At 73.7% G+C, this 17,429-nt stretch carries 17 protein-coding genes; 7 read left to right on the forward strand and 10 right to left on the reverse strand.

The window, feature by feature from the left end:
- The first annotated feature begins 45 nt into the window (after positions 1–45).
- Positions 46–1,221 carry an acetyl-CoA acetyltransferase gene (locus KIT14_04985; GenBank protein MCW5889888.1) on the forward strand — a complete coding sequence of 392 codons (1,176 nt, stop codon included), beginning with the start codon at positions 46–48 and terminating at the stop codon, positions 1,219–1,221.
- A 59-nt stretch (positions 1,222–1,280) separates the two neighbouring features.
- On the opposite strand, the gene KIT14_04990 is transcribed toward KIT14_04985, so the two are convergent.
- Both KIT14_04990 and KIT14_04995 read right to left on the reverse strand, forming a co-directional pair.
- Entirely contained in the window at positions 1,281–1,550 is a 270-nt protein-coding gene (locus tag KIT14_04990) for a hypothetical protein (protein ID MCW5889889.1), read from the reverse strand.
- Entirely contained in the window at positions 1,502–2,878 is a 1,377-nt protein-coding gene (locus KIT14_04995; GenBank protein ID MCW5889890.1) for a hypothetical protein, read from the reverse strand. Before KIT14_04995 ends, KIT14_04990 begins: the two co-directional genes overlap by 49 nt.
- Positions 2,879–2,960: 82 nt before the next feature.
- Between KIT14_04995 and KIT14_05000 the strand changes: the two genes are divergently transcribed.
- A complete protein-coding gene (locus KIT14_05000) occupies positions 2,961–3,374 on the forward strand; it encodes a hypothetical protein (protein ID MCW5889891.1) in 414 nt (137 codons plus the stop codon).
- Here KIT14_05000 and KIT14_05005 read toward each other — a convergent pair.
- Both KIT14_05005 and KIT14_05010 read right to left on the reverse strand, forming a co-directional pair.
- Positions 3,371–3,814, reverse strand: a complete 444-nt coding sequence (locus KIT14_05005; protein ID MCW5889892.1) for a putative lipoprotein — start codon at positions 3,812–3,814, stop codon at positions 3,371–3,373. The genes KIT14_05000 and KIT14_05005 overlap by 4 nt on opposite strands.
- A 48-nt stretch (positions 3,815–3,862) precedes the next feature.
- Positions 3,863–4,675 (reverse strand): right-handed parallel beta-helix repeat-containing protein, encoded by an 813-nt coding sequence (locus tag KIT14_05010; GenBank protein ID MCW5889893.1) that lies wholly within the window; start codon positions 4,673–4,675, stop codon positions 3,863–3,865.
- A gap of 181 nt (positions 4,676–4,856) precedes the next feature.
- On the opposite strand from KIT14_05010, the gene KIT14_05015 reads away from it, so the two are divergent.
- Together KIT14_05015 and KIT14_05020 are read left to right on the forward strand one after the other, a co-directional pair.
- Positions 4,857–6,956, forward strand: a complete 2,100-nt coding sequence (locus KIT14_05015; GenBank protein ID MCW5889894.1) for a response regulator — start codon at positions 4,857–4,859, stop codon at positions 6,954–6,956.
- A 105-nt stretch (positions 6,957–7,061) separates the two neighbouring features.
- Positions 7,062–9,155, forward strand: a complete 2,094-nt coding sequence (locus KIT14_05020) for a PBP1A family penicillin-binding protein (GenBank protein ID MCW5889895.1) — start codon at positions 7,062–7,064, stop codon at positions 9,153–9,155.
- A 17-nt stretch (positions 9,156–9,172) separates the two neighbouring features.
- On the opposite strand, the gene KIT14_05025 is transcribed toward KIT14_05020, so the two are convergent.
- From KIT14_05025 to KIT14_05040, 4 genes are all read right to left on the reverse strand, one after another.
- On the reverse strand, positions 9,173–9,697 hold the full coding sequence (locus KIT14_05025; protein ID MCW5889896.1) for a chromate transporter: 525 nt from the start codon (positions 9,695–9,697) through the stop codon (positions 9,173–9,175).
- On the reverse strand, positions 9,694–10,188 hold the full coding sequence (locus KIT14_05030; GenBank protein ID MCW5889897.1) for a chromate transporter: 495 nt from the start codon (positions 10,186–10,188) through the stop codon (positions 9,694–9,696). The genes KIT14_05025 and KIT14_05030 overlap by 4 nt, the downstream gene beginning before the upstream one ends.
- 61 nt (positions 10,189–10,249) lie before the next feature.
- Entirely contained in the window at positions 10,250–11,134 is an 885-nt protein-coding gene (locus KIT14_05035) for a hypothetical protein (protein MCW5889898.1), read from the reverse strand.
- A 19-nt stretch (positions 11,135–11,153) separates the two neighbouring features.
- Positions 11,154–12,029: a sulfotransferase gene (locus KIT14_05040; protein MCW5889899.1), complete on the reverse strand. Its 876-nt coding sequence runs from the start codon at positions 12,027–12,029 to the stop codon at positions 11,154–11,156.
- Positions 12,030–12,153: 124 nt separating this feature from the next.
- Between KIT14_05040 and KIT14_05045 the strand changes: the two genes are divergently transcribed.
- Both KIT14_05045 and KIT14_05050 read left to right on the forward strand, forming a co-directional pair.
- Positions 12,154–12,480, forward strand: coding sequence for a hypothetical protein (locus KIT14_05045; GenBank protein ID MCW5889900.1), 327 nt, complete (start codon positions 12,154–12,156; stop codon positions 12,478–12,480).
- Between the two features lie 393 nt (positions 12,481–12,873).
- Positions 12,874–13,545, forward strand: coding sequence for a hypothetical protein (locus KIT14_05050; protein MCW5889901.1), 672 nt, complete (start codon positions 12,874–12,876; stop codon positions 13,543–13,545).
- A gap of 21 nt (positions 13,546–13,566) precedes the next feature.
- On the opposite strand, the gene KIT14_05055 is transcribed toward KIT14_05050, so the two are convergent.
- Together KIT14_05055 and KIT14_05060 are read right to left on the reverse strand one after the other, a co-directional pair.
- Positions 13,567–15,192 (reverse strand): AMP-binding protein, encoded by a 1,626-nt coding sequence (locus KIT14_05055; GenBank protein ID MCW5889902.1) that lies wholly within the window; start codon positions 15,190–15,192, stop codon positions 13,567–13,569.
- Between the two features lie 72 nt (positions 15,193–15,264).
- Positions 15,265–16,521, reverse strand: a complete 1,257-nt coding sequence (locus KIT14_05060; protein ID MCW5889903.1) for an amidohydrolase family protein — start codon at positions 16,519–16,521, stop codon at positions 15,265–15,267.
- Between the two features lie 64 nt (positions 16,522–16,585).
- Here KIT14_05060 and KIT14_05065 point away from each other — a divergent pair, with 64 nt between their 5' ends.
- Positions 16,586–17,392: a phytanoyl-CoA dioxygenase family protein gene (locus KIT14_05065; protein MCW5889904.1), complete on the forward strand. Its 807-nt coding sequence runs from the start codon at positions 16,586–16,588 to the stop codon at positions 17,390–17,392.
- Positions 17,393–17,429 lie beyond the last annotated feature (37 nt).

The raw sequence follows: 17,429 nt of genomic DNA on the forward strand, positions 1-17,429 counted from the left end.
CGGGCAGGGTGGCGCCGCCGGCGCGGCGCGGGCTACAAAGCCCGCATGGCCAGCAACGGGATCAAGGACAAGGTCGCCATCGTCGGCATGGGCTGCACCCCGTTCGGGGAGCACTGGGACAAGGGGCCGGAAGACCTCCTCGTCGACGCCGCCCACGAGGCCTACCGCTCCGCGGGCGTCGAGGCCGACGCCGTCGACGCCTACTGGCTCGGCACCATGGCGAGCGGCACGTCCGGCCTCATGCTCTCCGAGGCGCTCAAGATCCCGTACCGCCCCGTCACCCGGCTCGAGAACATGTGCGCCACCGGCAGCGAGGCGATCCGCAACGCCGCCTACGCCGTCGCCAGCGGCGCCTACGATCTCGTCATGGCGATCGGCGTCGAGAAGCTGAAGGACTCGGGCTTCTCCGGTCTCGTCATCGGCAACCCGCCGAACGACGGCACGCTCTCGAACATGACCGCGCCCGCGACCTTCTCGCTGCTCGCGCCCGCCTACGCCAAGAAGTACGGCGTCGACGAGGCCGAGCTGAAGCAGGTGCTCGCCCGCATCGCATGGAAGAACCACAAGAACGGCGCCAAGAACCCGAAGGCGCAGTTCAAGAAGGAGGTGCCGATGGAGACCATCACCAAGGCGCCGCCGGTGGCGGGCATGCTCGGCGTCTTCGACTGCTCGGGGGTGAGCGACGGCGCCGCCGCGGCGGTCCTCTGCCGCGCGGAGGACGCCCACAAGTACTCGAAGAACCCGATCTTCCTGAAGGCGCTCTCCTTCGCCGCGGGCCCCGCGCACGGCTACTACTCGCCCGACTACGACTTCACGACCTTCCCCGAGGTCGTCGCCAGCTCGGCCGACGCCTACAAGCAGGCCGGCGTCACCGACCCGCGCGAAGAGATCAGCATGGCCGAGGTCCACGACTGCTTCACGCCCACCGAGCTCGTGCTGATGGAGGACATGGGCTTCTCCCCGCGCGGCCACGGCTGGAAGGACGTCATGGACGGCCGCTTCGACGGCGACGGCCCCCAGCCGGTGAACCCCGACGGCGGCCTCAAGAGCTTCGGCCACCCGATCGGCGCCAGCGGGCTGCGCATGATGTACGAGATGTGGCTCCAGCTCCGCGGCGAGGCCGGCCCGCGCCAGATCAAGGCCCCGAAGCTCGGGCTGACGCACAACCTCGGCGGCGCGCCGGGGCGGTGTGTGAGCTTCGTGTCGATCGTCGGGGTGTGAGCTCGGGCGTCTGATTGGCGCGGCGCACGCCGGGCGGCACGCGCGCCGGGTGACGCGCGTCAGCGCTGGACGCAGCGGAAGCGCCGGTCGACGCGCTGGAGCGCGCGCGCGTAGGCCGAGGCACGCACCGGATTCTGCACCTCGGTCAGGGCCAGCGCGCCGATACGGCGGGTCGCCTCCTGGTCCAGCGCCGCGCCGCGCGCCTGCTCGCAGCGTGCGGCGGTGGGGAACTCGCCGAGCGTCTGCCAGTCGTCGAGCGAGCGCTCCGGGTCGGCGGACGTCACGAGGGCCCAGACGAGCACGAGGCCGTGGGCGCGAAGCCGCCGCATGCAGAGATCTCGGTCGATTCGGCGCCGGACTGAAGCGCGTTCGACGGCTCCGGCGGCAGGAGCGGGTACGAGCCCTTGCGGACGCTCCAGAAGGCGAGCTCGGGCAGGCTCCAGAACGCGCCGCGCAGCGCGGCGCCGAGGCGGGCTCCGCCGTCGAAGGGCGCCAGGGGCAGGGCGAGGGCCGCGCCGCCGAGCGCGACGACGAGATTGGCGGCGCCGAGCAGCGGCCGCGCCGCCACCACGTCGTCCGTGAAGAAGAGGAAGAGCGAGTCGTCCGGGCTCGGCCGGTAGGCGGTGGCGGTGAGGACGTTGCCCTCGCGCAGCCAGCGGCGGGGGCCGGGGGCCTGCGCCGCCAGCGTCGCCTGGCGGCGCGAGGGCAGGGTGGTCGCGGCCGTGATCGGCCACTGCCGGGCCACCGCGCGGGTCGCGACGAACGGGATGAAGGCGAGCGGGGCGTCGAGCCGCGTCGCCGGCGCGGCGGCGCGCGCCAGCGCGAGCAGCTCGGTGACACAGTTGTGTCCCACGAGGTCGTAGTCGAGCTGGCGCTGCAGCGCCGCGCCGTATCGGCGCTCGCGCGCCGCGGCGGCGGTGAGGGCGGCCTGCAGGCGATCGGCGGGCCAGGGCGGCGGCGCGAGACGGACGTCCGCGGCGCGGTCGGGGAGCAGCGGGCCGCCGCGCACCCGCAGCGGCCGTCCGTCGGCGACGGCGCCCGCCAGCTCGGTGCGGCGCATGGCGGCGGCTTCGAAGGCGGCGAAGTCGGCCTCCGGGAAGCCGCCGTCGGACGGGGCGGCGACGAGGGCGGCGTGCGCGTGCTCGAAGCGACGGCGTGCCTCGGCGGCGAGCGGCAGCAGATCGGCACGCCGAGCGGCGACGGCGGCGGCGTCGAAGACCGCGGCGTCGGCGGGGAAGCCGTCGAGCACGATCCAGCGGCCGCTGTGCCGCGAGCGCTCGAGCGTCGCCAGCCGCGCCAGCCCGAGGACGAGCGCGCCGGCCTGCTCCGGACGCGCGCGCTCGACCAGCACGACGAGGCGCGTGGCCAGCACGTGCTCGAGCCCGGCCACGCGGGCGGCGTCGCCGGGGCCGAGCGGGACGCCCGTGTCGGTGACGGCCGCGGGATCGAGGCGCCGTGCGGCGGCGAGCGCCCGCAGCGCGCGTCGGGCGGCGGTGGCGTCCTGCCAGCGCTGCGCGAACGTCCAGTGCGCGGGGCCGGGGTCGTCGGGGGTGGGCGGCGGCAGGTCGACGGCGGCGTCGGGCGCGAGCGCCGCCCGCCAGGCGGCCAGGCGGGCGCGCCGCTCGGCGACGGCGCCGGGGCCGAGCCGCGCGGCCACCGTCGCCCGCAGCGTGACCAGGGCGGGCTCGGCGTCTCCGCCGCCGGATCCCGCGCGACGAAGAGCCCGACGCCGGGCACGCGTGGTCGCCGTCTCGCCGCGCGCGGGCGACGAGGCGCCCGAGGAGCGCGCGATCGGCGGCGAGGGCGTCGAGCCGCGCCAGCTGGCGGTCCTGCGCCAGCTCGCGGCGCACGAGCGCGTCGCGGAGGGCGACCGCCGCGGCGCCGTCGAGGGCGACGCGGTAGCGGTGGATCGGGCGGTTCTCGAGCAGGCGATAGCGGCGCTCGGCGGTCGCGGCGTCCTCGCGCACCAGCCGCAGCAGCCCGCGTGCATATTGGAAGTGGAACGCCTCGTCGCCGACCGTGAGCGCGGCGTGTCCCCCGCTCGAGCCGCCCTCGTTGCCCTCGACGTAGAGCCAGTCGACGGTGGGGCCGGCGGCGGCGCCCGCGCACAGGGCCAGCACGCCCACCGCCGCCAGCGCCGCCCGCATCGCTAGTCCCCCGGGTGGCGGTAGCCGCTCTCGATGGCGCGGCGCTTGGCGTCGTCGTCGCCCGCGAGGTTCGTCTTCCAGGTGTCGAGCGCGACCTCGGACACCTTCGCGCGCGCCAGCCCCTGGCCGACGCCGACCCAGGTCGCCTTGCTGCTCTCCCAGTCGCTGATGCCGCGCTTGCGCGCGAGGTCGGCGAGGGTGCGCTGGAAGGCGTCGTACTGGCCGCCCGACTGCACGTACGCCTTGGTGTACTCCGCGACGTCCTCGCGGTAGCGGTCGGTGTCGCTGCGCGACGAGCTGGCGCTCGAGCCCGAGATCGATTCGGACGAGGTGCCGATCGATTCCGAGATGCTCACCGAGCTGGCCGAGATCGAGCAGCCGGTGGCCGCGACGAGGGCGAGCAGCGCGACCATGGCCGCGCCGCGAAGCGGATGTGCAGGGAGCATGGGCGAGCCCCATAACATCGCCTCCGCTCCGCGGCGAGGCGCGCGGGGTCACCGCACGCAGACGCCCGGGGCGGCGACGACGTTGTCGCGGAAGCGATTGCCGCGGCAGCGCCGCGAGACGATGTCGGGACCCCCGCCGCTGCCGCTCGCCGTGTTGCCGAGGACGCGGTTGCGCCGGCTGCGCACCTCGATGCCGAAGCCGCCGTTGTCGCGCACCGTGTTCGCGAGCACCCGCGTCGCCGGGGCGCCGACGTCGATGCCGGATTGCACGTTGCGCGCGGCGGCGCTCGACACGACCGTGTTGCGGGCGCCTTCGGCGACGTCGATGCCGTCCTCGCCGTTGTCGTCGGCGACGCAGCCCTCGACGCGGTTGCGGCTGCCGCGCAGCTCGAAGCCGTCGTCGGCGTTCGCGTTCGACGTCGTCCGCTGGATGCGGCTGCGATTGCTGCGCGGCTGGACGTGGACCCCGTCCTCGGCGGCGCCGGTCGAGACCACGTCCTCGACCAGATGGCCGCCGCGGCCGGCGAGGAAGACGTTGGCGTAGCAGCCGCGGACGGTGCCGTTGCGCAGGACCGCGCCGCGCCCGAACAGCACGATGCCGTCGGGAACCGCGCCGTCGCCGTCCGTGTCGGCGCAGGAGAAGGTGTGGCCGTTCAGGTCGAGGACGGCGCCGTCGACGGCGAGGGCCCAGTCGCCGCCGTCGCAGGAGCCGACGTCCTGGGTGAGCACGACGGTCGTGCCCGGCGGGAGGACGTCGCCGCAGGCGATCCGTGCGGCCGCGGCGGCCGGCAGGGCGGCGGTCGCGAGGGCGAGGCCCATCACGAGGCGGATGGGGAAACGGGGGGACAGCGTGCGATCCATGGAGACCTTCCTCCGGCGCCGCCCGCGGGCGGGCATGGCGCTCGTCGTGCGACGTTCCGTGCCGTGGAACGCCGTTCCGCCCGATTCGTGACGCGGGCGGCCCCGGGTGGGCCTCAAGTCCGGTCGCCGGACGGCCGAAAGCGAGCCGAGGCCCCCCGAGCCGTGGGCCATCCGTTCTCCCATGTCGCCGAGTCCCGTCCAGCCAGCCGCCGTCGCGCCGGTCGCCCCGGATCCGGCGTCGTTCATCCGCCGGGTCTCGATGCTGGCGTGGTGCGCCGTCGGCAGCAACACGCTCTTCGAGGCCATCGACCTCGTGAATGGGCGCCCGGGGCTGGCGGGCATCACCGCCGTGCGCGCCGTCGCGGCGTTGGTCGGCCTCTCGGTGGCGCTGCGCTTGCGGCGCCCGCTGGCGGACGACGCCGTGGTACGGCTGGCGGTCCTCGGCACGACCCTGTCGCTGGTCGCCAACATGGCCATCGGCATCGTCGGGCAGGTGGTCTTCACCCCGGTGCTGATCACCGCCGCGCTGCCCTTCCTGACGGCCAGCGTGTTTCCGTGGGGCGTCGGCCCGCAGGCGATCGTCGCCGCGACCGCGACCGCCTGCGCGCTCGCCAACGTGATGCTGGTGCGCGGCGTCGACTCGGGCATCGCCAACTTCGGGGTCGCGGTGCTGATCGGCATGCCGCTCTCGATCCTCACCGCGGCGACCCTGGCGCGCGAGCGTGCGGCGCGCACGGCGGCGATGGCCGCGGTCGCGGAGAGCGAGGCACGCTTCCGCACGCTGGCCGAGTCGGCGCCGGTGATGATCTGGTTCGCCGACCTCGCGCAGACCCTGGTCTTCGCGAACCGCGCGACGCGCGAATTCCTCGGCCTCGACGCGCCGGTCCCCGCGCCCACCTGGCAGGCGCACGTCGACGCCGAGGGCCTGGCACGCCTGCGCACGCGCGCGGCCGCGCCCGACGAGGTGTGGCGGGGCGAGGTCCGCCTGCGGCGTGCCGACGGCGCGTGGCGCTGGATCCTGGTGACGACGCTGCCGCGCCGCGGGAGCGACGGCCGCCGCCTCGGCTGGATCGGCACGGCGGTGGACGTCACCGACCGGCAGGCGGCGCTCGAGGAGACCAAGCGCGCCCGCGACGTTGCGCTCGACGCGGCACGCACGAAGGCCGTGTTCCTCGCGACCATGAGCCACGAGCTGCGCACGCCGATGAACGGCATCCTCGGCATGACCCGGCTCGCGCTCGAGAGCGAGATGAGCGACGAGGCGCGCGAGCACGTCGCGACGGTGCGCTCGTCGGCCGAGGCGCTGCTGACCGTCATCAACGACGTGCTCGACTTCTCCAAGGTCGAGGCCGGCAAGCTGAGCCTCGAGACGCTGCCGTTCGCGCTGCGCCCGCTGCTCGACGACACGCTGCGCGCCTTCGCGCCGATCTGCGACGAGAAGGGCCTCACCCTCGGCTGCGACGTCGCCGCGGACGTGCCCGACGGGCTCGCCGGCGATCCCGGCCGCCTGCGCCAGATACTGGTCAACCTCCTCGGCAACGCGGTCAAGTTCACGCCCGAGGGCGCCGTGCGCGTCAGCGTCGAGCGCGCGGGCGCCGACGCCGACGGCGTCGCGCTGCGCTTCGCCATCGCCGACACCGGCATCGGCATCCCGCCGGAGCAGGTCGACCGGGTGTTCGCCGCGTTCACCCAGGCCGACGACACCACGACGCGGCGGTTCGGCGGCACCGGGCTCGGCCTCGCGATCACGCGCCAGTTGGTGACGCTGATGGGCGGCGCCATCGGCCTCGAGAGCACGCCGGGCCGCGGCAGCACGTTCCACTTCACCGCCCACTTCGGCCGCGCCGACGTCGCCGCGGCGACCGCCGCGCCCGTCGTTCCCTCGCCGGCCGTGCGGCCGCTGCGCGTGCTGCTGGCCGAGGACAACCGGGTGAACCAGCAGGTCGCCGTACGTGTGCTCGAGAAGCGCGGCCATACGGTCGTCGTCGCCGACGACGGTCGCGTCGCCGTCGAGCGTGCAGGCGCCGAGCCCTTCGACCTGATCCTCATGGACATGCAGATGCCGGAGATGGACGGGCTCGAGGCGACGGCCGCCATCCGTGCCGTCGAGGCCGCTTCGAGACGGCGGGTGCCGATCGTGGCCATGACCGCCAACGCCCTGGTGGGCGATCGCGAGCGCTGTCTCGCCGCCGGCATGGACGATTATCTGGCCAAGCCCATAGACTTCTCCGAGCTGGATCGCGTGCTCGCACGCTACGGCGCCGTCGGCCGCGCCGCCTGATCCCAGCTCGGCCCATCGGGGCGCCCGCCGCCCGCCGGCAGACGTCGAACAAACGTCTTGCCAAGAGGCGGCCGACCCCGTACCGCTCCCGAAGGATCCTCCACGGTGGCGCGGCTGGGGCAGAGGAGTGCGCTGCGAATCGCCGGGACGTGGGTGGTCGCAGCGTGCACGATCGGCGGTCTCGCGGCTGCCGGCGCCCTCCTGTCCCCGACCCTCCAGGCGTTGCCCGAGGTCGAGCAGCTGCGCGAGTACCACCCGCCCGGCGTGACCCGCATCCTGGCGGCCGACGGCACGCTCGTCGGCGAGCTGTGGGAGGAGCGGCGTCTCCCCGTGCCGCTCGCGCGGGTGCCGTTGCACGTGCGGCAGGCGTTCCTCGCCGCCGAGGACGTCGGCTTCTACGGCCACTGGGGCATCGACGTGCGCGGCGTCGCGCGCGCGGCGTGGGTGAACCTCCAGCGCGGTGGCGTCGCGCAGGGCGGCAGCACGATCACGCAGCAGATCGTGAAGGCGCTGCTCCTCGGCCCCGAGCGCAGCTGGACGCGCAAGACGAAGGAGCTCGTCCTCGCCTTGCACCTCGAGCACGTGCTCGGGAAGGACGAGATCCTCGCCCTCTACCTGAACCAGATCTACTTCGGCCGCGGCGCCTACGGCGTCCAGGCCGCCGCCGAGGCGTTCTTCGCGAAGGACGTCGCCGATCTGACCGCGGCGGAGGCGGCGCTGCTCGCGTCGCTGCCGCGCGCGCCGACGCACTACGACCCCGACCGTCGCCCGAAGCGGGCCCGTGCGCGCCAGGAGTGGGTGCTCGCGCGCATGCACCGCGCGGGTTTCCTCTCGACGGTCGAGTGGCTCGCGGCGCGCGAGCAGCCGACGGTGCTGGCTCCGCGCCGCACGCCGCCCGCGGTGCTCGCCGCGCCCTGGTACGTCGAGCACGTGCGCCGCGTCCTCGAGGAGCACTACGGCAACGCCGCCCGCCAGCTCGGGCTCACGGTATGGACGGCGCTCGACCTCGGCATGCAGGCCAAGGCCGAGGCGGCGCTGCGCGACGGGCTGGTGGTGGTCGACCGGCGCCAGCCGCACCGGCGCGGCCGCCCACGCGCCGCCGAGCCGACGATCGAGGGCGCGCTCGTCGCCATGGTGCCCGGGACGGGCGAGGTGACGGCGCTCGTCGGCGGCTGGGATCCGGCCCGCAGCCAGTGGAACCGCGCGACGCAGGCGCGCCGGCAACCCGGGTCGGCGTTCAAGCCGCTCGTCTACGCCGCGGCGCTCGAGCACGGCTTCACGGCGACCTCGCGCGTCCTCGACGGGCCGATCACCTTCGGGCGCGGGCGCGGCGCATGGAGCCCGCAGAACTACGGCGGCCGCTACTACGGGCGCGTGAGCCTGCGCGAGGCGCTGGCCCGCTCCCTCAACACGGTGAGCGTGCGGCTCCTCGACGGCATCGGCCTCGACGATGCGCTCGCCACCTTCGTGAAGTTCGGCATCCCCGGTCCGCTGCCGAAGAACCTGTCGATCGCGCTCGGTACGCACGAGGTGACCCTGCTCGACCTCGTCGCCGCCTACAGCGTCTTTCCGAACCTCGGCGAGCGCGTCGAGCCCGTGTTCGTGACCGAGGTGCGCAACGCGGCCGGCGAGCGCGTGCCGTTCCCCGGCACGCTCGGCGAGCGCCGTACGAAGGTCATGGACCCGGCCCCGGCCTACGTGATGACGAGCCTCCTCGAGAGCGTCGTCACGCGCGGCTCGGGGCGCGAAGCGGCGTCGCTCGGGCGGCCGGCCGCGGGCAAGACCGGGACGACGAACGACGCCAAGGACGCCTGGTTCATCGGCTACACGGCCGAGCTGCTCGCCGGCGTGTGGGTGGGCTACGACGACGCCCGCCCGATGGGGGCGCGCGAGACCGGCGGCCGGGCGGCCACGCCCATCTGGACCGACTTCATGGCCCGCGCGCTGGCCGACGTCCCCATCGGCGACTTCACCGTCCCGCAGGACGTGCTCTTCGTGAACGTCGAGCCCTGGTCGGGCCTGCGCGCGACCGCGGGGACGCCCGCGCGCCTCGAGCCCTTCGTGCAGGGCACGGAGCCCACCGAGTTCGCGCGCGTCCGCATCCCGAAGCCGGAGCCGGAGGCCGAGGAGCCGCCGGTCGCGACGGCGCCGCAGTACGTCGACGCGACGGCGAGCGCGCCGCCCCCGCCCGTGCCCTGACCCGGCGGGCGTCGCGCTCAGCCGCGCAGCAGGGCCCAGCCGAGAACGCCGCAGCCGAGGATCAGCCAGGCGGGGTTCGGCTTGCGCCACAGCAGCAGCACGGTGACGGCGCCGGCCATGGCGATCGTGCGCGGGTCGTTCACGGCGATGCGCCCGATCGTGATGGTGCCGGCGAGCATGAGCCCGATCGAGATCGGCGCGAGACCGCGTTGGATCGACTCGCGCCACGGCCAGCCCTCGAGCCGGTCCCAGAGCCGCCCGGTGGCGTAAGTGAGGACGCTCGCCGGCAGAAAGAACCCGAGCAGCGCCACCAACGCGCCGGGGACTCCGGCGATGCGCTCGCCGATCACCTGCACCATGAGCATGTTCGGCCCCGGCGCGAGCTGGCCGAGGCTGTATATCTCGACGAACTGGTCGGCGGTGAGCCAGTGGTGCGCCGCGACCACCGAAGCCTTCATCTCGGGCAGCACGGCGGCGCCGCCGCCGACGGCCAGCAGCGAGAGGACGCCGAACGCGCCGGCGATCTGGAGCAGCGTGCTCATGCGTCGCGCCGGGGCCGGTACCACCAGATCGCGAGCGGGCCGAGCGTGAAGAGCACGATCGGCAGGGCGACGTGGAAGACGCTGACCGCCGCCGTAGTCGCCGCCACGAAGGCGACGTCGGCGACGCCGCTCATCTCCTTGCGGCCGAGCTGATAGGTCGTGGCGAGGAGGAGCCCCGTCGCCGCGGCGGCGACGCCGGCGAGCGCCGCGGTGACCGCCGGCTTCGCGCCGTGTGCGCCGTAGAGCGCTCCCAGGACGAACAGCAGCGCGCTGCCGGGGAGACACATGCCGAGGAAGGCCGCGACGGCGCCGGGCACACCGCGCAGCCGGCTGCCGACGAGGATGCTCATGTTGGTGGCGTTCAGCCCGGGCAGCGTCTGGCTGATCTCCAGCGCGCACATGAAGGCGTCGTCGTCGAGCCAGCGGCGCTGGACGACGAGCCCCTGCCGCAGATAGGCCACCACGCCGCCGCCGAAGCTGGTGGCGCCCATCACGAGGAAGGCCGAGAAGATCTCGGCGAGCGACGGCGGCGGCGCCGGCGCCGCCGAACCGTCACTCACGGTTGCGCACGCCGCCGGCGCCCATCGCGTAGACGATGCGCGTCTTCGTGGTCCCGAGCTGGACCCAGTCGCGGACGCCGTGCTGGAGGGCGACGAAGAACTTCTCGGCCCGCCGGCTCGCCTTGGAGTGCAGCTCGTCGCCGCGCGCGAACTTGCACTGGAAGGCGAACTCGCCGACCAGCGGCTTCTCGTCGGCCCGGCGCCGCCAGACCGCGACGTTGGCCTTCGCCGCGATGCCGTGGCCGAAGTGCAGCTCGCCGAGGTCGTGCAGCACCTCCTCGACGGCGACGTCGTTCACGAGCGCCAGCGTGCGCTCGCAGAGCTGCACGCCGTGCAGGCACGGAAACGTGGTCGTCGGGTGCTTCACCGCGGCGTCGACGTCGTCGTGCGGCAGCTCGAGGACGGCGTTGTGGGAGTAGAGACAGCGCATGCCGCCGAGGCGGTCGGTGAGCGGCAGCAGCTCCTCCTTGAACTTGATCCGCGCCTCGCCCGCGCCGTGCGGCCGCACGTCGACCGCCGCGGCGACGTCGACGTCGGGATGGCGGAACTTGAGCGCCAGCTCGGGCGTGGCGATGGGGAAGCCGTCCTCGAAGCGGGTGCGGCGGCGCAGGATGAAGTGCTGGTTGTAGAGGTCGAAATCGTGCGTGTCGTAGAAGACGACCTCGCGCACCTGGTTCTCGGTCGACTCCACCTGATCGGTGAAGAGCGCGACCTCGAGCTCCTCGGCCGCGTGCCGCAGCAGCTTGCCGAACTGCTTGAAGTGGTGCGCCTCGGTGAAGTGGTCCGGCTTCAGGAGGATCTTGAACTCACGGTAGTGCACCGCATCGAGCGGGTGCCCGTCCGAGTACGTCTTCTCCGCGTGTCGTTGCGCGCTCACGCCGCCCCCCCTCCCGTGCTCAGCGGGCCACGTCGATCGCGTCCATGAGGCGCCGCGTCTCGAGCGTGAGCTGGTCCTCGGAGAAGAGCTCGCGCCAGCCGTTCGCCATGGCCGGGTCGATGCGGTCGTGCTTGTGGAAGTTCGGGTCGCCGAGGTGGACGTTCATCACCTTGCGGGCCCCGCACGCCTCGAGCATGGCGGGCTCGAGCGGCACGCCGATCGCCGCGCACAGCCGCTCCACCTGCCGCTCCGGATCGGTCACGAGGTCCTCGAAGCGGATGCGGCACTGCCGATCCTCGGGGACCCAGGCGAGGAACTCGCGGATGATCGTCTGCTGGAGCACCCACTTGATCTCGCGCTGGCGGGCGAGCGGCGAGAGGCCCCCCGCGAGATACTGGTCGAAGCCCTCGACGACGCTGTCGCGCGCCCAGCGGGCCCAGCCGCGCGGCGAGCCGTCGTGGTGCTCGCGGTGCTTCAGGCGTACGTGCGACTCGATCACGGCGAGCGGATGGCGCACGAGCCAGATGTAGAACGGATCGAGCGGCCGCGAGCGGCGCAGGGTCTCGCCGTCGTTCGCGTAGGCGGGGGTCTTGTCGAGCAGGATCTGCTCGGGACCGAGGAACGAGAGCAGCCAGCGGTAGACCTCGAGCATGTCGAGATCGCGGCAGTGGGCGGTGATCTCGGCGGCGCTCTTCGGCTGGCCGACCAGGTCGAAGAACTCGACCAGGCTCTCCATCGCCACCGACTTGAGCTCGAGGAAGCTGTGGAAGTCGGGGTAGCGCATGAGGAACATCTCCGCGGGCGCGACCACGCGCCCGTTGGCGCCCAGGATCACCCGGGTCAGGGTCGACCCGGACCGCTCGGAGCTCAGAATGAACAGCAGGCGAGTAGTCACGACCCTACCACCATCTATGCCGGCGCGCAGAGTGCAAGCAGGCGGTCGGCAGAAGCCGGATCGCGGCCCGCGGGCGCCCGGACCGTTGCCGGGGTACACGGGCAGGAGTAGGGCACCAGGCGACGTGGTGCGTGCGCTTCTCGGCCTGCTGATCGCGCTCCTCCTGGGGCTGGCGCCCGGGCTGGTGCTCGCGCGGCTCACGTCGGGGGACCACCCCGGCGCGCACGTCGGGCGGGTCGGCCTCGCGGCTTCCGGGGTCGCGCTCGGCTCCCGACTGGCGGACCTCGCACCCCTCCCGGGGGAGCCGGGCCGGCCGATCGTTCGCGCGGTCCCGGCCGCGCGGGCGCCGCGCCTGGTCGCCCGCTGGCGTTGCCAGGCGAGGGATTGCACCGGCGTGCGGCAGCGTCTCCGTCCGGGTCGCGCCCACGTCGTCGCCGACGCCGGCCACTAGCGTCGCCCGTCTCGCCCACCCACGTGTGCGGGCGTCGCCCGCACCCCGACGAGCGAGTGGAGCAGCAGATGGAACGAGGGCAGCGCGCGCCGGATCGGCGCTGGTGGGAGTCGCGGCGTTGTGCCGTGTGCGACGAACGGATCGGTCGCGTTCGGCCCTGGCAGGAACGGCCGCGACTCGTCTCCCCCGATGGGCGGGCATGCGACCCCCGCACGGTCGAGCCGGCGGCCGCCGACGCGGTGCTCGCGACGCACCATCTGGCGTGCGGGAGCTGCTTCGTCGGCCGATGGGCGGACGTGCTGGCGTTGGTGCAGCGTCATGCGGTCTGAGCGTGCCGTCGGCGGATACGGCGCCGCTTGCAGTCACCGGACCAATCTTGCTAGTCGGCAACCCGTGTCGGGACGTCGCGCCGACGAGCCCGTCGTGCACGTCGTGTCGTCGCGACGGGTGACGAGCGGGCTCGAGGACACCATGGTCGCGCTCTTCGCCGCGACCCACCACGACGCGGATCCCGATCATCCGCGCGCGCTGCTCCGGCGGCTCGGGCGCGTCGCCCTGGCGTTCGAGGGCAGAGTGCTCGTCGGCTTCGCGCTCGGCGAGCGGCGCCGCCTCGATCTGCCGCGCCTGCCGGCACAGGAGGTGCAGCTCGTCGGCCTGGCGTGCGTCGCCGAGGCCCACCGCCGGCGCGGGCTCGTGCGCGCGCTCGGCACGCGCGTCGTCGCGGGCGACGAGCCGTCGCCCGTGTCCGCGCTCGTGTGCGGACGGGTCGCCCATCCGACGGCGCTGGGCGATCTGCCGCGGCTGCCGGGTGCGGTGCCGCAGGTCGGACGCGTGCCGTCGGCGTGGCATCGCGACGTCGGCCGGGCGCTCGCCACCGTGCACGGCGCCGAGCGCTTCGATCCCGCGACCTTCGTGTGTCGCGGCCGCGGCCGGCCGATCGGAGCGCCGCGGCGCGCCACGCCGGTGACGCCGGACGCGCAGGCGCTGTTCGCCGCCGTCGATCCCGCGCGCGGCGACTCGCTGCTCGCGCTCGCCTGGACGGGCGCCGCCCCTCGCGGGTGGTGAGCGGCGCCCGGTGGGGACGCGTCAGGCGCCGAGCGCGGCCTTCGCGGTGTCGCGCGCCCAGCGATAGTCCGCCTTGCCCGCCGGGCTGCGCACGAGCTTGGCGACGGTGACGACGTGCTTGGGCGACTTGTACGCCGCCAGGCGCTCGCGCGTGAAGGCGACCAGCGCCGCGGGGTCCGGGGCGGCGCCGCCGCGCGGCTGCACCACCGCGGCGATGGCCTCCCCCCAGCGCTCGTCCGGCACGCCGACGACGATGCAGTCCTCGACGTCGGGGTGCAGCTTCAGCGCCTCCTCGACCTCCTCGGGGAAGACCTTCTCGCCGCCGGTGTTGATGCACACCGAGCCGCGGCCGAGCAGCGTGATGCTGCCGTCCGCCTCGATGCGCGCCCAGTCGCCGGGGAACGAGTAGCGCACGCCGTCGATCGTCTTCCAGGTGTTCGCCGACTTGGCCGGGTCCTTGTAGTAGCCCTGCGGCAGCGCCCCGGTGACGGCGAGCAGCCCGATCTCGCCCGAGCCGGCCTGCACGTCGCGACCGTCCTCGGTGAGGACGCGGGTACCGGGGTTGGGCATGAAGCGGCCGAGCGCGGGATCGTCGCCGGCGGTCGAGATCATCATGCCGATGCCGGTCGCCTCGCTGGAGCCGAGCCCGTCCATCAGCATGCCGATGCCGCGGTCGAGGAACGGCGTCTTGTTCTGCGGCGTCCACATGACGCCGCCCGACACGAGGACCATGAGCGACGAGACGTCGTAGGGCCTGCCCTGCGCCTCCGCCTCCTCGAGCGCGCGGATCATCGGGCGCGCGAAGGCGTCGCCGACGATCACGCACATGTTCACGCGATGCTCCTGCACGGCGCGCCACAGCTCGTGCGCATCGAAGGAGCGGTCGGTCAGCGTCACCACGGTGCCGCCGGTCATGAGGCGGCTCATGGCCGTGAACCACGCCATGCCGTGCATGAGCGGCGGGCCGGCGATCTGCGGGCCGGAAACGCCCATGTCGCGCATCGTCTTCGCCGCCGCGCCGACGCCCTCGACGGTCGTCGGCACGTCGCCGCCGAGCGCCATGTAGCCGGCGGAGAACTGCTTGAAGAGGTCCGCGTGCGTCCACATCACGCCCTTCGGCAGGCCGGTGGTGCCGCCGGTGTAGAGGAAGATGTGATCGTGCGGGTCGCGCGGCATGCGCGGCGCCGGCGCGTGTGCCGCGATCAGATCCTCGTAGCGCACCGCGCCCGGCGGCAGCGGCAGGCGGTCGGCGTCGGCGGTTTCGACCTGGACCAGCAGCCGGAGGCGCGGCAGTCGATCCCGCACCGCCTGCACGCGCTCGGCGAGCGCGCCGTGGTAGACGAGGATCTCCGCGTCGGCGTTGTCGAGCAGATAGTGCAGCTCGTCGGCGAGGTAGCGGAAGTTGACGTTGACCGGGACGGCGCGGAGCTTCAGCGCCGCGAAGGTCGTCTCGAGGTACTCGGGGGCGTTGTAGAGGTACATGCCCACCTTGGTACCCACGCCGGCGCCGTGCGCGGCGAAGGCGGCGGCGAGACGGGCGGCGCGGTCCTCGAATTCGCGGTACGTGCTGACCCGGTCGCCGTGGATCTGCGCGGACGCGTCCGGCAGCTCGGCGGCGACGGCTTCCCACATGTCGGCGAGGTTCATCGTCACGCCGTCCCTCAAACACGGAAACGGGCCGCGCGCGCAAACGGCCGTTTGGGTCGGCTCGCCGGGTGCTCAGCCGGGACGCAGCGCGTTGAGGGTGCGGGCGTTCTCGCCCAGGATGCGTCGCTGCGTCGCGGCATCGAAAGCCGCCAGCTCCTTCGCGTAGTCGAGGGGCTTCGGCATGCCCTCGATGTGCGGCCAGTCGGAGCCGAAGATGACGCGCTCGGGCCCCATGTGGGTCACGACCTCGCCGACGTCGTCCTCCCAGAAGGGGTTCACCCAGACGTGGCGGCGGAACGTCTCGACCGGGTCCTCGGCGAACCAGCCGGTGTACTTGTGCGCCGTCGCGCGCAGCTTGCGGAAGAGGTCGCCGAGGAAGTCGGAGCCGTTCTCGACCGACGCCAGACGGAGGTTCGGGAAGCGCGTGAACAGGCGCTCGAAGATCAGGGTGGCGAGGAAGTCGTGGATGGCGCGCTCGATGTGGAAGAGCTTCACGTTGGGGCCGAGGTAGTCCTCGAACGAGGAGCTGAAGCCGTCGCGCGCGTAGCCGTGGCTCGTCTGCCCGCTGTCGCCGGCGTGCGCGACGACGGTGACGCCGGCCTCGTTCACGCGGGCCCAGAACGGGTCGAACATCGGGTCCGCCGGCGAGCGCGGGCCGCTGCGCGTCACCGGTGCGGCCGGGCGCATGCAGACGACGTGCGCGCCGCGCGCGAGCGCCCACTCGAGCTCTTCCACCGCCCAGCCGGGATCGGCCAGCGTCAGGTAGGGCGCGGCGAAGATGCGATCGCGGTACGCGAAGCCCCAGTCCTCCTCGAGCCAGCGGTTGAAGGCGCGGAAGGTGATGCCGACGGCGTCGGGGTCGTCCTTCAGCAGCTCCTCGTAGAGGACGCCGAGGGTCGGGAACAGCCAGACGCCGGAGAGCCCGTGCTCGTCGAGCACGCGCAGGCGGGCGTCGCGGTCGCGGTACTCCGGGCGGATGCGCTCGCGGTCGCGCAGGAACTCGAACGGCGAGCGCGCCTCGGGGTTGCCGCGGAAGTAGTCGTGCATCGCGCCCGGCTTCGCGATCGGATCGAACGTCGGGTTCACGACCGCACGGCTCACGCGGCCGGCGATCACGTGGTAGCGGCGGCCGCCGATCTCCGCCCACTGCACCGTGCGCGGCCCGAGGCGGGGATCGAGGTGCCGCGTGAAGGCGTCGAGGGCCTCGTAGTAGTGGTTGTCGGCGTCGAAGGGGCGATCGTCGAGAGCGGGCACACGGCGACCATAGTGCCGTCGCGTCCCCGCCGACAACGCCCTGCGCTCGGCGCGGCGGCCAGGCGGCGACGCCATCGACGACGGGCGATCCTGGCGGGCGGGATACCGCCGCCGGGCGGACCTGGGCTAGAAGGCGGCGATGGACGTCTCCGCCCACCTTCACCGCCTCGCCCGCGACGGCTACACGATCCTCGAACGCGCCGTCGAGCCGGAGCTGATCGACGCCCTCGAGGCCGACCTCCACCGCATCGAGCGCGAGCGCGACGTCAGGCCGGCGCGCAATCCGTTCGAGGGCGCGAAGACGCTGCGGGTCTACAACCTGCTCGTCCACGGCGCGCTCTGGGAGCGCATCCCGGTGCACCCCGCCGTGCTGCCGATCGTCGAGGGCGTGCTCGACCCCGGCTGCCTCGTGTCGTCGCTGTCGTCGATCGGCATCCTGCCCGGCGAGCGCGCCCAGCCCATCCACGCCGACGACCAGCTGCTGCCGATCCCGAAGCCGCACGTGCCCACCGTCTGCAACACGATGTGGGCGCTCACCGACTTCACCGCGGCGAACGGCGCGACCCGCATCATCCCCGGCTCGCACCTGTGGGACCACTCGCCGAGCTTCGGCGAGCGCTACGACAGCATCGCCGCGGAGATGCCGAAGGGCAGCGTCCTCGTCTGGCACGGCAGCCTCTGGCACGGCGGCGGGGCGAACGGGACGGAGGCGCGGCGCACCGGCATCGCCATGAACTACTGCGCCGGCTGGATCCGCCAGCAGGAGAACCAGCAGCTCGGCATCCCGCGCGAGATCGCGCGCGGCTTCGCGCCGCGGCTGCGCGAGCTGGTCGGCTACGGCATCTACAACGGCCTCATCGGCCACATCGACAAGCAGAGCCCCACGTCGCTCCTCGACGGCACGCCCGCGCGCGTCATGTGGGATGAGTACCGCGGGAAGTCGTGATCGCCGCCGACCGCCGCCTCGCGGTCGGCGTCACGGC

The sequence above is a fragment of the bacterium genome (assembly GCA_026129405.1).
In the GTDB taxonomy this organism is placed as follows: Bacteria; Desulfobacterota; Binatia; order DP-6; family DP-6; genus JAHCID01.

What these genes read in the sequence shown, in the direction of transcription:
- KIT14_05010 (MCW5889893.1), bottom strand. Translation starts at nt 4,675, where the DNA reads ATGGATCGCACGCTGTCCCCCCGTTTCCCCATCCGCCTCGTGATGGGC.
- KIT14_05055 (MCW5889902.1), bottom strand. Translation starts at nt 15,192, where the DNA reads ATGAACCTCGCCGACATGTGGGAAGCCGTCGCCGCCGAGCTGCCGGAC.
- KIT14_04990 (MCW5889889.1), bottom strand. Translation starts at nt 1,550, where the DNA reads ATGCGGCGGCTTCGCGCCCACGGCCTCGTGCTCGTCTGGGCCCTCGTG.
- KIT14_05060 (MCW5889903.1), bottom strand. Translation starts at nt 16,521, where the DNA reads ATGGCGTCGCCGCCTGGCCGCCGCGCCGAGCGCAGGGCGTTGTCGGCG.
- KIT14_05005 (MCW5889892.1), bottom strand. Translation starts at nt 3,814, where the DNA reads ATGCTCCCTGCACATCCGCTTCGCGGCGCGGCCATGGTCGCGCTGCTC.
- KIT14_04985 (MCW5889888.1), top strand. Translation starts at nt 46, where the DNA reads ATGGCCAGCAACGGGATCAAGGACAAGGTCGCCATCGTCGGCATGGGC.
- KIT14_05025 (MCW5889896.1), bottom strand. Translation starts at nt 9,697, where the DNA reads ATGAGCACGCTGCTCCAGATCGCCGGCGCGTTCGGCGTCCTCTCGCTG.
- KIT14_05015 (MCW5889894.1), top strand. Translation starts at nt 4,857, where the DNA reads ATGTCGCCGAGTCCCGTCCAGCCAGCCGCCGTCGCGCCGGTCGCCCCG.
- KIT14_05065 (MCW5889904.1), top strand. Translation starts at nt 16,586, where the DNA reads ATGGACGTCTCCGCCCACCTTCACCGCCTCGCCCGCGACGGCTACACG.
- KIT14_05030 (MCW5889897.1), bottom strand. Translation starts at nt 10,188, where the DNA reads ATGGGCGCCACCAGCTTCGGCGGCGGCGTGGTGGCCTATCTGCGGCAG.